General features: G+C 70.0%; 10 protein-coding genes and 3 pseudogenes. 9 read left to right on the forward strand and 4 right to left on the reverse strand.

Annotation, left to right across the window (positions count from 1 at the left end; translation table 11 throughout):
• Positions 1 to 157 precede the first annotated feature (157 nt).
• The 6 genes and pseudogenes from HET64_RS10670 (at position 158) to HET64_RS10695 (ending at position 6,999) form a co-directional block, all read left to right on the forward strand.
• Positions 158 to 1,255, forward strand: coding sequence for a phytanoyl-CoA dioxygenase family protein (locus tag HET64_RS10670; RefSeq protein WP_215104178.1), 1,098 nt, complete (start codon positions 158 to 160; stop codon positions 1,253 to 1,255).
• Positions 1,237 to 2,547, forward strand: coding sequence for a DUF6271 family protein (locus tag HET64_RS10675; RefSeq protein ID WP_215104180.1), 1,311 nt, complete (start codon positions 1,237 to 1,239; stop codon positions 2,545 to 2,547). The genes HET64_RS10670 and HET64_RS10675 overlap by 19 nt, the downstream gene beginning before the upstream one ends.
• Positions 2,544 to 4,364, forward strand: a complete 1,821-nt coding sequence (locus HET64_RS10680) for a condensation domain-containing protein (RefSeq protein ID WP_215104182.1) — start codon at positions 2,544 to 2,546, stop codon at positions 4,362 to 4,364. Before HET64_RS10675 ends, HET64_RS10680 begins: the two co-directional genes overlap by 4 nt.
• Complete coding sequence (locus tag HET64_RS10685; RefSeq protein WP_215104184.1) at positions 4,354 to 5,637, forward strand: MFS transporter; 1,284 nt, start codon at positions 4,354 to 4,356, stop codon at positions 5,635 to 5,637. The genes HET64_RS10680 and HET64_RS10685 overlap by 11 nt, the downstream gene beginning before the upstream one ends.
• Positions 5,580 to 6,364: pseudogene (locus tag HET64_RS10690) on the forward strand (RHS repeat-associated core domain-containing protein); the annotation flags it as partial. The gene HET64_RS10685 and the pseudogene HET64_RS10690, both read left to right, overlap by 58 nt.
• A 239-nt stretch (positions 6,365 to 6,603) precedes the next feature.
• The gene (locus tag HET64_RS10695; protein ID WP_257135053.1) at positions 6,604 to 6,999 is read left to right on the forward strand and encodes a contact-dependent growth inhibition system immunity protein; all 396 of its coding nucleotides are present in this window, start codon (positions 6,604 to 6,606) and stop codon (positions 6,997 to 6,999) included.
• A gap of 47 nt (positions 7,000 to 7,046) precedes the next feature.
• Here the strand turns inward: HET64_RS10695 and HET64_RS40055 are convergent.
• Both HET64_RS40055 and HET64_RS40060 read right to left on the reverse strand, forming a co-directional pair.
• Positions 7,047 to 7,244, reverse strand: a pseudogene (locus tag HET64_RS40055) (hypothetical protein); the annotation flags it as partial.
• Positions 7,245 to 7,256: 12 nt separating this feature from the next.
• A pseudogene (locus HET64_RS40060) lies at positions 7,257 to 7,547 on the reverse strand (transposase); the annotation flags it as partial.
• Positions 7,548 to 7,872: 325 nt separating this feature from the next.
• Between HET64_RS40060 and HET64_RS10715 the strand changes: the two are divergent.
• Positions 7,873 to 8,316, forward strand: coding sequence for a hypothetical protein (locus tag HET64_RS10715; protein WP_308369963.1), 444 nt, complete (start codon positions 7,873 to 7,875; stop codon positions 8,314 to 8,316).
• Between the two features lie 19 nt (positions 8,317 to 8,335).
• Here the strand turns inward: HET64_RS10715 and HET64_RS10720 are convergent, their stop codons facing one another.
• Together HET64_RS10720 and HET64_RS10725 are read right to left on the reverse strand one after the other, a co-directional pair.
• Positions 8,336 to 8,569, reverse strand: a complete 234-nt coding sequence (locus HET64_RS10720) for a ferredoxin (protein ID WP_215104186.1) — start codon at positions 8,567 to 8,569, stop codon at positions 8,336 to 8,338.
• Entirely contained in the window at positions 8,569 to 10,038 is a 1,470-nt protein-coding gene (locus HET64_RS10725) for an aldehyde dehydrogenase (protein WP_215104188.1), read from the reverse strand. Before HET64_RS10725 ends, HET64_RS10720 begins: the two co-directional genes overlap by 1 nt.
• Before the next feature lie 193 nt (positions 10,039 to 10,231).
• On the opposite strand from HET64_RS10725, the gene HET64_RS10730 reads away from it, so the two are divergent.
• Positions 10,232 to 11,278 (forward strand): MBL fold metallo-hydrolase, encoded by a 1,047-nt coding sequence (locus tag HET64_RS10730; protein ID WP_215104191.1) that lies wholly within the window; start codon positions 10,232 to 10,234, stop codon positions 11,276 to 11,278.
• Positions 11,279 to 11,590: 312 nt separating this feature from the next.
• Positions 11,591 to 12,676: prenyltransferase/squalene oxidase repeat-containing protein (locus HET64_RS10735; protein WP_215104193.1), on the forward strand; the 1,086-nt coding region annotated here is incomplete at its 3' end.

Genomic DNA, 12,676 nt, shown 5'->3' on the forward strand with positions numbered 1-12,676 from the left:
CACTTGACAGCCCGGGCGGTCTGGACCAATCCTGCTGACCGACGTGGTCATGGCTCCTCCCGCCACGGCACTGCCATCCGTCCCGCCGTCCGCGGCGGCCCCGCTCCCCCGGGGTCGCCGCACGGCCGGCCGAGGAGAAGGACCTGCCATCAACCTCATGACGACACCCGCCCCTCGCCGTCGGCCCCGCCTGCACCGCGCGGCGTCGGACATCCCGTACTTCAGCGCGGACGGCGAGGCCTACCTCGCGCAGACCGCCCTGCGGGAGCTCGACAAGTCACGCCCGCTGCGGGTGCTCTCCGAGGAGGACTTCGCCCACTGGCAGAGCTACGGCTACGTCATCGTCCGGGAAGCGATTCCGGCCCCGGTGGCACGTCAACTGCTGGACTTCACATGGGAGTTCCAGGGCCTGGACCCGGATCGGCCGGAGAGCTGGTACGAGGACCGGCCGCTGCGCTCCGAGCTGGACCAGCAACTGCACATCTACGGCTTCGTGGAGGCCTACCACCACCAACTCCTGTGGGACAACCGGCAGTCGCAGCGGGTGTACGACGCCTTCGTCGACGTCTGGGACTGCGAGGAGCTGTGGGTCACCCTGGACCGGCTCAACCTCAACCCGCCCAACCGGGGCAACCGTGACCGTGCCCTGATCGAGCCGACGGACCGGGGCTTCGACATCGAGCTCCACTGGGACATCGACACCACGCTCGCCGTCCCGCCGCAGCGGGTGCAGGGCATCATCGCGCTCAACGACACCCGGCCGGAGACGGGCGGCTTCCAGTGCTGCCCCGAGCTGTTCCGGCAGTTCGACACCTGGAAGACCGGGCAGCCCGGCGACCGGGACCCGCTGCGCCCCACCATCGACCGGGACGAACTCCCCGTCGTACGACCGGATCTGCGCCCCGGCGACCTGCTCATCTGGAACGGCCTGCTGGCCCACGGAGTGGCGCGCAACCTCTCCGAGAGCGGGGTGCGGGCCGTGCAGTACCTGTCGATGATGCCCGCGCTGGAGGAGCACGAGCGGCTGCGCAGGTCCCGCGTGGAGTCCTGGCGCCACCTGCGCACCCCGCGCTGGAACCGCACCCTGGTCGGTGACCCGGTGCTGCCCGAGTCCAAGCGCTACCCCACGGCCGAGCTGAACCCGCTGGGCAGCCGGCTGCTGGGGCTCGCCTCCTGGCAGGACCCGGTCGAGGACGCCGAGGACTCGGCACCCGCCGCGCAGAGCGGGGAGCCCTCGTGCGCCGCGTCTGTCTGACCCTGCCCACCCACCGGGCCTGCGCCGGCACCATCGCGGCGGTCGGCGAGGAAGCGGCCTACGGGGCAGCGCGGTTCGGCGTCGAGGTGCACCTCCTGGTCCTGGACTCCTCCCCCGCGCCGGTGCTCGCCGAACACCGCAGGGCGGTGGCCGCGCTGCCCCCGTCCCCCGGTGTGACGGTGCACCACCTCGACGAGGACGAGCAACGGGACTTCCTGCGCACGGTGATCGGCCGGTCCGGCGGAGCCCGGCCGGACCGGCTGCTGGAACTGATGCTGCCGTCCCGCGTCTCCTACGGCGCCTGCACCAACCGGGCGTTCCTCATCGCCCAGGCCCTCGGCTGCACGTCCGTCCACCGCCGGGACTCCGACAGCCGCTACCAGCGGCGCGACGGCGAACCGGTCTTCCCGCTCCACCAGGAGCTGGCCCATCTGGGCCGACGCGCCGATGACGTACGCGAGTCGGCGACCCGGAGCAAGCTGTCGCCGGGGACCGGGAGCCGGCGGGTGACGATGGCCGGCGGCTCCTTCGTGGGGGAGATGTCGGTGGACGTCGCGGAGATCCGCGACCTCGACCCGGACACGTACCGCGAACTGATCGGCCTGTCGATCCCCGAGGGATACCCGGAGATCTGGCGCGGGCATCTGATCGACGAGTCCTTCCGGGGCGCCGGGGACACCGCCTTCGACGGCGACCGCACCACGCTCGCCCCCGTCAGCCCGATGCGCGTGGACATGTGCAACATCGCACTCGACCACGAGGTCTACCGCCGTGTCCCGCTGCCGCCCGCCACCGACACCATCGGCAGCGACTACTTCCTGATCCACCTCCTCCACGACGCCCGGATGCCCGGCGTCCAGCACAACCGGCACATCGTCAACTTCCATACGGCGGAGCGGCGTACGGACGACGGGTTCCTCGCGTACCAGCTGCGCTTCGTGAAGTTCCTGCTGTCCAAGGCGTATCTCAACGCCGTGTACGCCAGGACGGCGGCGGCGGGTGACGCGCTGCTCGACGCCGAGGGCCACATCCGGGCCCCTGAGATCGCCGGGTTCGTCCGGGACAGCACCGGCCTCGACCGGGCCTCGGGCGCCCACCGCCTCGACGTCCTCGACGCCGCCTACCGGCGGCTCGGCGACCGCTACCAGGCGGTCGCCGACATCCTCGTCGAACGCCGCTCCCGGCTCCTGGACGAGGCCCGCGACGACATGGCCGACTTCGCGCTCCTGATGGACCACTGGGAGGCCTTGACCGGTGCGAGCGCCGAAGCGGGCCTGGCCGTGACCCGATGACCTCCGCAGCCGGCAAGGACACCATGCACCTGGACGCCCCCCGTACTACGCCTGCCCCGCGTACCCTCACCGTCGCCTACGCGGGCGGCGACGAACGCCGAGGCCCCCTCACCATGGGCCAGGCCAACATGATCCGCTGCATCCTGCGGGACGACCCCACCCACATCAACATCCACGATGTGTGGCCCGTCCCCGAGGGCACCACCGTGGAGGCCGTCACCGACGCCTTGCGCGCCTTGGCCGGGCGCCACGAGGGGCTGCGCACCACCTTCCCGCACCCGCCGGGGGCCGCACCGGTCGACCAGGTCGTGTCGGCGGGGGGTACGTTCACGGTGACCGTCCTCGACCACGCCGAATTCCCCGCTGATCCGGCGGGGTACGCGGAGTCGGTGGCGCGGGCCGCCCGGGCCGGGCGTTTCGCCCTGGAGCGGGAGTTCCCGCTGCGGATCACCCTGCTCACCGTGGCCGGAGCGCCGGTCCACGTGGCGCTGGCGTTCAGCCACGCGGTGGCGGACGGCAGCGCGATGGCCATCCTGCGCGAGGAGTTCGCCGAGCTGCTGGCCGGCAAGGAACTGCCGGGGCTCACTTCCCTGCCCCCGGTCGACCTGGCCGCCGTGGAGGCGTCCCCGGCCGGGCTGCGGAAGTCGGAGGCTTCCCTGCGGTACTGGGAGCGGATCATCCGCGGCGGGCCGCAGGAGATGTTCGCGGAGCCGCGCGGCAGGAGGCCGGGAACCGACGAGGAGGCCCGGCAGCTGACACTCCGCTCCCGCCGGGGCGGCCGGGCGCTCGCCGGGGCGGCCCGCCGCACCGGGCACCCCGAGGCCACCGTGCTGATGGCCGCCTGGTGCGCCCTGGTGGCCCACCGGGCGGGCCAGGACAGCTGTGTCACCGCCGTCCCGAGCGCCAACCGGTTCCACCCCCGGGTCGCCCGTTCGGTGACCACCACGTCCCAGGACGCGCTGCTCCACCTGGATGTCCGGGTACCCGGCTTCGACGCCCTGGTCGCCCGAACCTGGGGGGCGGTGCTCAACGCCTACCGGCACAGCCAGTTCGACTCCGTACGGCTGTGGGAAATGATCGACCGGGTCACCGCCGAGCGCGGCAGCCACTTCGGCCGGGACGTGGTGTTCAACGATGTGAGCGCCCTGCCCGCCCCGCTCCTGGGCACCGGCACGCAGGACCGCGACGACGCCGAGCACGAGCTGACCTGGGGGCCGCCCCAGACGCTGCCGACCCGGCTGCTCGCCTTCACATACCGGACAGCGCCCCAGCTGCACATCTCCCTGTGGGCCGCCCCCTCGCTCTTCACCCCCGAGGAGGCGGAGGGGTTCCTCTCCGGGCTGGTCCTGCTCCTGGAGGCGGCCGCCGCCGGGGACGTGCCGATGGAGGCGCTGGCCGAGGTGACGGGAGTCCGTCCCGCCGAACGCGGGCCCACGTGGCTCCGGGTGGACGGCTGCTGGGTCTCGCCCGCCGCCGTGCACGAGGCACTCGGCCGGGCGGCGGGCGGACTGCCGGTGCGGGTGGCCGAGGAGCTCGGACCGGACGGGACGGCGGACGCCACCGCGGAGGGGATGGCCGGCGCGGAACCGCACCTCACGGCGTACATCGCCCGCGGTGACACCCCGTTGACGCCCGAGGAGGCCCACCGGGCGCTGACCGCCCTCATCCCGGCCGCCGGTTCGGGGGTCCTCGCGCCCCAGCGCTACGTGCTCGTCGAGAACCCACCCACCGAGCCGGACCGGAGCGACGCATGGCGTCGACTGGAGATCATCGAGGAAGGGACCGGCAGAAGCCGGCAGGTACGACATGAGCGTTGACGACACGACCCTCCCGCGGAAGCAGCACGAGGACCCACTGCCCAGCCCTTGGCGGTCGACCCGGTTCCGGCTGTTCTTCACGGCCCGCAGCGCGTCGCTGCTGGCCGACGGCATGCTGATGGTCTCCCTCACCACGGCCGTGCTGGGAGCGGGCCACGGGGCGAGCGGCGTCGGCTACGCGCTGGCCGCGTGGATGACCCCGATCGTCCTGCTGGTGCTGTTCGGCGGGGTGCTCGCCGACCGGTTCACCCCGCAGTTGATGATGATCTGCGCCGACGTGGTGCGGATGCTGGCCATGATCACGCTGGCGGCGCTGCTCTTCTCCTCCGACCGCGTCCCGCTGTGGCAGATCATGGCGCTGATGGCGCTCAGCGGCGCCGCGACCGCGATGTTCCAGCCCGGTATGGCGAGCATGGTCCCCCGGGTCGCGGAGGACATCCAGAAGGCCAACGCGCTGCTGCGCATTTCCGAGGCCCTGAGCACGCTGCTCGGCCCCGGTCTGGCGGGCATCCTCGTCGCGTACTGGCAGGTGTCGGGCTCGTACCTGGTCATCGCGGCGGCGTACGCGCTCAGCGCGCTGGTCCTGCTGCCCCTGCGGAAGCTGCACACGGTCCGCGACGAGGGCGACGCCCCGATGTGGCGCAGGCTCGCGACGGGCTGGCAGGAGTTCCGGTCCCGCCAGTGGCTGTGGGGCGTCATCGCGGTCTGGTCCGTCTACGGCCTGTTCGTGTTCGGCCCCGCGCTGCCGCTCGGCGCGGCGCTGATGATCGAACAGCACGGGGCGAGCGGATACGGCTGGATCGCCTCGGCGGACGGCGCCGGGACGATCATCGGCGGCCTGATCGGCATGCGGGTCCGCCCCCGCCGCCCCCTGGTGGCGGGCGCCCTGGCCATGCTCTGCTTCGCCCTCAACCCCCTGGCCCCGGCGCTGGAATGGTCCTTCGCGGCCACGGCGATCGCCCACGTGATCGCGGGTTACGGCTTCGCGTTCTGGGGCGTGATGTGGGCGACCAGCGTCCAGTCGCACATCCCGCTGACGGTCCTGAGCCGCGTCTCGGCGTACGACGTGGCGGGCTCCATCATGGTCATCCCGCTCGGCCGCGCACTGGCGGGCCCGGCGGCCGACGCGTTCGGCGCGAACGAGGTGCTGATCTTCTCGTCGGTGATGTCGTTCGCCCTCTTGGCGGTGATGCTGAGCGTCCCGGCGATCCGGGCCCTGCGCAGGGCCCCGGAAGGACTGCTGAGCAAACCGGAGGCCGAACCGGCGGTCTGACGCGTTCCGCCGGGGGACGGCGTAGAAGCCGGACTTCGCGGGTCGTGCGGGACGTACCGGTCGGAAGACCCAACTGTCCCGCCCGCCGGAGATATGGCGCTACACACGGGACTCGGAAGATCGACTCACCGCCGTGACCACCCCGGACGGCACTCGCTGGCGCTACCTCTACGATCCCATCGGTCGTCGAATTTCTAAGCACCGGCTGGCAGCAGACGGCAAGACGGTCACCGAAAACATTTCCTTCACCTGGGATGGAAGCAATCTGTGCGAACAGGTTACTCATGCGGAAGACTTGCCCAACCCGGTTTCTCTTACCTGGGATCACGAAGGGTTTCACCCACTCACCCAGGTGGAGCGAGCATTCTCGGCGAATAAACCGCAGGAGGTCATTGACGAACGATTCTTCGCGATCGTAACGAACTTCGTCGGGGCCCCTACAGAGGCAATTGACGAGGCGGGCGATATTTCCTGGCGTGCACGCAAAACCCTCTGGGGAGCCACAGCCTGGGCCGTGGGCGGCACCACCTACGTCCCCTTCCGCTTTCCAGGCCAGTACTTCGACCCGGAAACCGCTCTACATTACAATTATTTCCGCCACTACGATCCGGAAACCGCCCGCTATCTCACGAGTGATCCGCTGGGTCTGGAGCCTTCCCCTAATCCGGTCGCTTATGTCTCCAATCCGAACACCTGGACAGATCCCCTCGGATTGAACCCGTGCCCCCCAAAGGGGAAAGAACTAACCCCTTCGCAACGAGAGGCGATGCAGAGGAGGCTGCCTTTAAGGCGGCTGGCGTACCCTACGGAGAAACCCCTATCGCCGAGCGGACGGTCACGGGTGACAAGAATCTAAAGTACGCCCCCGGCTATATATATTCAAAGGATATGTCACACTGGGGTAGTTTTCGACAATTCGAGACACCTCAGACCGCGTTTGAGATCTGCTCGTAGGACAATCGACCGGTGACGCACCCCTTGAATCGTGACCGCTCGCTTGAAGAGCTTGAACGCGACCGCTGGCCAGCCCCGACAGCCGACGACACCCGTCTTGTCACTACCGCACACGCCTTGCGGCGTCGGCCGATCGGCGAGCTGACCGTCGAGGACAGGCGCTTGTTGATCGGGCAGGACATCGGCCTGCCCTACCTCCTGCCACTGGCAGTGGAGGTACTGCGGGAGAACCCGATGGCAGAGGGGCACATGTACGAAGGTGATCTGCTGTCTGCGGTCCTCACCAGGAACCCATCGGTCTGGGTCGAGTTCCCCGAACTCGGCAGAGAGCTTCGCGGGATCGTCTCGAAGTTGACTGGCCTGGCCACTGACTTGCAGCAGAAGGTTGAGCGCTTCCTGGATCCATAGAGCACCGACGAAGGAGGTTCCCCCTCGAAGGGACGGTCGGCGCATTTTTACGTAACGTTTCGCAGGAGCGAGCGCGCGCCGGGACGCGTCGCCGGTCCGCCACGGGTGAGTCGGCGGACCATGATGCCGATCATTGCCCAGCGGATCATGGTCTCTGAGCGGGCCGGGCTGGTCTCGTAGTCACGTGCGAGGCGGCGGTGGGCAGTGAGCCACGAGAAGGTGCGCTCGATCGCCCATCTCTTGGGCTGGACCTGGAATCAGCGCTGGTCCGGGGCCTTGCGCACGATCTCCAGCTCGCGGCCGAGGATCGTGCGTGACCACTCCACGAGGCGGCCGGCGAAGCCTTGGTCCGCCCAGATCCTCTGCACGCCCGGATGGTCCAGGCGTGTCCACAGCAACGAACGCTTCGCGCCGTCGCGGTCCTGGATGTTCGCCGCGACTACGTGAACCGCCAGCAGCAGGCCCAGGGTGTCCGTGACAATGAACCGCTTGCGACCCTTCACCTTCTTACCCGCGTCGAAGCCCCGAGTGCCCGCCGGGACCGTATCGGCCGTGCGTACGGATGCTCAACGACCCCTCCCGCACCGGGACACGACAGATCTCAAACGCGGTCTCAAGGATCCCGCGTGGTGGTGGAACATGTCTCCGATCCAGCGGGCCCTCATTTCCATGCAGGAAAGCCAAAAATTGACGACAGCCGAAGCCTGGTCAACTTCGGGTGGGACAACGCGAGGGTTCAACGCGGGGACGGATCTTTCGGCTACCCTGAGAACATGGAGCGGTATGGGAAAATAAATAAGCCTGGCGGAGATCATCACTTCTTCTACGAAGAAGGATAAACAGCACGACCCATCATAGGGCGGAGTAATCAAAGTGTCCAATATCGAAGAACAGAAAATCAAAAGAACGCTGCAGGGCTGCGGATTGGAAATCACGGACACTGAGGCCCCGACTGCGGCACCGTCTGTGGCGAGGGCTATTCAAATGGTCGCGGGCATAGATGTTGAGCCAACCGTGTCCATCGATGCAGCAGGCCATGGTTCTCTGGAGGAGCTCGACCGGCAGTGGCACGAAAGGGCGCGGTCAGCACTCACCGAACCAGGTTCCGGCGAGTTCTTCATTGTGCCGCCGGGAAGTGGGAGGTCTACCGTCGGATGGGTATCCGTCAGGGACATCGCACCCCCTGGCCTGCCGTCGCGCATTGCTGCGGCGACCGGAACTCCCGAGTTTGTGGCGTTGTCCGCAGATGGGACGCACCTGTGTGCGGTAACGGAGGAAGAGGATACGTACTGGATCATTGTGCGATCGCTCGACTGAGCCGGCCCGGACGGCCCTCTCACTCCTCCGGCGGGAACACCACCTCCCCCGACCCCGCCAGCGTCAGTGTGATCGCCTCCACCGGGCAGCCCTCCGCTGCCGCGAGAACCTGCTCGCCCGCGTCCCGGTCCTCCTCGGTCGGGTGGGACTGGCGGGCCGAGTCCAGGTGGAAGGCGTCTCCCGCGTGGCTGACGCACATGCCGGAGCCGATGCAGACGGAGCGGTCGACCTCCACGTGCCAGCGGTCGCCCATCACGCCTCCCGGTAGCCGGCGGGCAGGTGGATCATCTTGTGCTCGAAGAACTCGCCGTAGCCCTCGGGGCCGAACTCGCGGCCCAGGCCGGAGTTCTTGTAGCCGCCGAAGGGGCCGAGCATGTCGAGGCTGAAGGTGTTCACGCTGTACGTGCCCGTACGGACCCGGCGGGCCACGTCGATGCCGCGTTCCGTGTCCGCCGTCCAGACGCTGCCGCTGAGGCCGTACGGGGAGTCGTCGGCGATGCGGACCGCCTCGTCCTCGTCGGCGTACGGGATCAGGCAGATCACCGGGCCGAAGATCTCCTCACGGGCGATGCGCATGGAGTTGTCCACCGAGCCGAAGAGGGTGGGTTCGACGTACCAGCCCCGCTCCTGGGACGCGGGGCGATTGCCGCCGGTGAGGATCTTGGCGCCCTCCTCCTGGCCCAATGCGATGTAGTCCAGGGAGCGTTGCTGCTGGCGTCGGGCCACCAGCGGGCCCAGTTCCGTCGTCGGGTCCAGGGGGTCGCCCACGCGCAGGGCGCCGGCCGCCGCCGCGAAGGCCTCCGCTATCTCGTCGTAGCGGGAGTTCGGGGCGAGGATGCGCGTCTGGGCCACGCACGCCTGGCCGTTGATCATCCAGGCGAACGGGACGATGCCCGCCACCGCCGCCTCCAGGTCGGCGTCGGGGAGGATGACCGCTGCCGACTTCCCGCCCAACTCCAGGGTGACGCGCGTGAGGTTGCGGGAGGCCACCTCCATCACGCGGCGGCCGGCCGCCACCGAGCCGGTGAAGGAGACCTTGTCCACGTCCCGGTGGCCCACCAGGTATTCGCTGACCTCCCGGTCGGCCGGAAGGATGGAGAGGACCCCGGGCGGCAGGCCCGCCTCCGCGGCTATCTCCGCCAGGAGGTAGGCGTCCAGGGGGGTTTCCGGTGAGACCTTCAGGACCGCCGTGCAGCCCGCCAGCAGCGCCGGGGCCAGTTTGGCGGCGGCCGTGAACTGCGGGACGTTCCACGGGACGACCGCGGCGACCACGCCGACCGGTTCGCGGCGGACCAGGAGGGGGCCGAGGACGCCGTCGCGTCGTTCCTCGTACGGGAAGTCGCGCGCCACCGTGATCGCCGAGTCCCAGACCATCATCGCGGCCAGCGCCTGCACCATGACGCTCGAACTGTACGGAGTGCCGTTCTGGGCGCTGATCAGCCGCGCGAACTCCTCGTGGCGGACGGCGAAGGCGTCCTTGATCCGGGTGATCACCGCGATCCGCTCGTCCAGACCCATCCTCGGCCAGGGGCCCTCGTCGAAGGCGCGGCGGGCGGCGGCGACCGCCCGGTCCACATCGCCCTCGGAGGCGTGCGGCACGCGGCCGATGACCTGTTCGGTGTGCGGGGAGATCACCTCGATGACCTCGGTGCCGAGCGGATCGGTGAACTCCCCGCCGATGAACAGTTGTCCGTGTTCCACAAGCTCCGTAAGTCCCGTCATGGCCGTTGCCTCCCGCGAACCCGTGCACCTGAAACTGACTGTTCGTCAGAACTGATACCAGTTCCTGTTCCAGGAGTCCACGGCGCGGACCGCCCCGCACGCAAAGGTTTTGGTAGACCTGGGCTACCACTGGAACAAGTTCTCGTTACAGTGGGCGCAGTGCACGCTGAGCCGAGGCAGAGATGGGAATCCCATGACGCAGCTGACGCAGGTGACCGACCACGGCGGAGGCGTCCACAGCATCAAGGTCCCCATCCCGGACAACCCGCTGGGACACACCCTGGTCCACCTCGTCGACACCGACCGGGGGCCGGTCCTCATCGACACCGGCTGGGACGACCCGGCCTCCTGGGAGACCCTGGTCGCCGGGCTGACCGCCCTCGGCACCGCCGTCGCCGACGTCCACGGCGTCGTCATCACCCACCACCATCCCGACCACCACGGTCTCTCCGGCCAGGTCCGCGAGGCGTCCGGGGCCTGGATCGCGATGCACGAGGCCGACACCGCGATCGTCCGGCGCACCCGGGAATCCGAGCCCGGCACCTGGCTCGACTACCTCACCCGCAAGCTCGCCGCCGTCGGCGCGCCGGAGGAACACCTCGCCCCGTTGCGCGCCGCCCGCAGCGGAGGGCGGCCGCGGACCCTGCCGGGTCTGCGCGCCGCCCTGCCCGACCGGGAGATCGTGCCCGGCGAGCTGCTCGACCTCGCCGGCCGGCGGCTGCGGGCCGTCTGGACCCCCGGACACACCCCGGGGCACGTCTGCCTCCACCTGGAGGAGCGGCATCCGGCAGATCTGGCGGGGCACGGGCGGTTGTTCTCCGGGGACCACCTGCTGCCGGGGATCAGTCCGCACATCGGGCTGTACGAGGACCCCGACGACACGACGGTCACCGATCCCCTCGGCGACTACCTCGCCTCGCTGGAGCGGATCGGCCGGCTCGGGGTCGCCGAGGTGCTGCCCGCGCACCAGCACGCGTTCACCGGTGCGGGCGGGCGGGTGCGGGAGCTGCTGGACCACCACGAGGAGCGGCTGACCGGGCTCCTCGCGCTGCTCGCCGCACCCCTCACCCCGTGGCAGCTCGCCGAGCGGATGGAGTGGAACCGGCCCTGGGAGCAGATTCCGCACGGCTCGCGGTCCATCGCCGTCTCCGAGGCCGAGTCCCATCTGCGGCGGCTCGTGAAGCTCGGCCGCGCGGAGGCCGTGCCGGGCGGGCCCCCGGTGACGTACATCGCCGTCTGACGTCCGGCGCCGTCGTGGCCCGCGCCCCCGGTGACGTACATCGCGACGTGCGGCTCCCGGCCCCTCCCCTACGGACCGGTAGAGTGGGCAGGTCGTCATCATGCCCGTACAGGGGGAAGCCGGTGCGAATCCGGCGCAGTGCCCCAGCCGTGAACCGTCCGCCCGACGGCAGCCGGACCGCCCGCCGCGGAGCGTGACCGGCTCGGGCCACCGGAACCCCGGTGGCCGGCACCGTCGAGGCATACGGGGCCGGAGCCCGGGGCTCTCGTGTGCCCGGGGAGTCCGGCCCTCGCAGGAGAGGCCCAGCCAGCCATGACCGTACGCCGCAGCGCAGCCGCGCTCGCGACCACCGCCGTGCTCCTGGGCGCGGCCGCACCTGTAGCGGTCGCCGCGCCGAGTCCTTCCCCGTCCGCGGAGCTGCCGGCCGGGCTCTACGGCACCACGGACCCCACGTACGACGGGGTGTGGCGGCAGTCGCTGGCCTTCCTCGCGCAGAAGATCGAGTACGTCACGCCGTCCACGGCCTCCGTCGACTGGCTGGTGGGCCAGCAGTGCGACAGCGGTGCGTTCACCTCGTACCGCGACGCCGCCAAGCCCTGTGACGCGTCGACGGTGATGGACACCAACGCCACCGCCGTCGCCGTGCAGGCCCTCGTCGAGATCAACCAGCACCGCGACGCCGCGAACAACGGCGCGGACTGGCTGAAGTCCGTGCAGAACGAGGACGGCGGCTGGGGCTACAACCCCGGCGGCCCGAGCGACGCGAACTCCACGTCCATCGTGATCGGCGCGCTCGCCCGGACCGGGATCCCGATCAACGAGGTCACCACCGCCGACGGGAAGACCCCGTACACCGCGCTCCAGTCGCTGGCCATCCCCTGCGGGGACGAGGACGGCGGCGCGTTCGCCTACCAGCCGGACAAGAAGGGCGAGCTGACCGCCAACGCGGACGCCACCGCGGCCTCGGTGCTCGGCCTGATGGGCAAGGGCATCGCCTCCGGCACGTCCAACGCGGTGAAGGACCCCTCCTGCACGAAGGGCGACGACCTGAGCCCGGAGCAGACCGCCCAGAACGGCTCCTTCTTCCTCGCGGACGCCCTGAAGAAGTCGCCGTATCTGGAGCAGGCCCCGATGCCCGGCGCCGAGAACACCGAGCCGCAGCCCGACTACGGCAACACCGCGGACGCGGTCGTCGCGCTCGCCGCCTCCGGGCACACGGACAAGGCCGAGGCCTCCGTCGCCTGGCTGCAGAAGAACGCCACCGACTGGGCGAAGCAGGGCGGCCCGGCCGCCACCGCGCAGCTGATCCTCGCGGCGCACGCCACCGGCGCGGACGCCCGCAGCTTCGGCGGCGTCAACCTCGTCAAGCAGCTCAACACGATGGGCCCCGCCCCGGCC

The sequence above is a fragment of the Streptomyces sp. McG3 genome, assembly GCF_018619185.1.
Classification (GTDB): domain Bacteria; phylum Actinomycetota; class Actinomycetes; order Streptomycetales; family Streptomycetaceae; genus Streptomyces.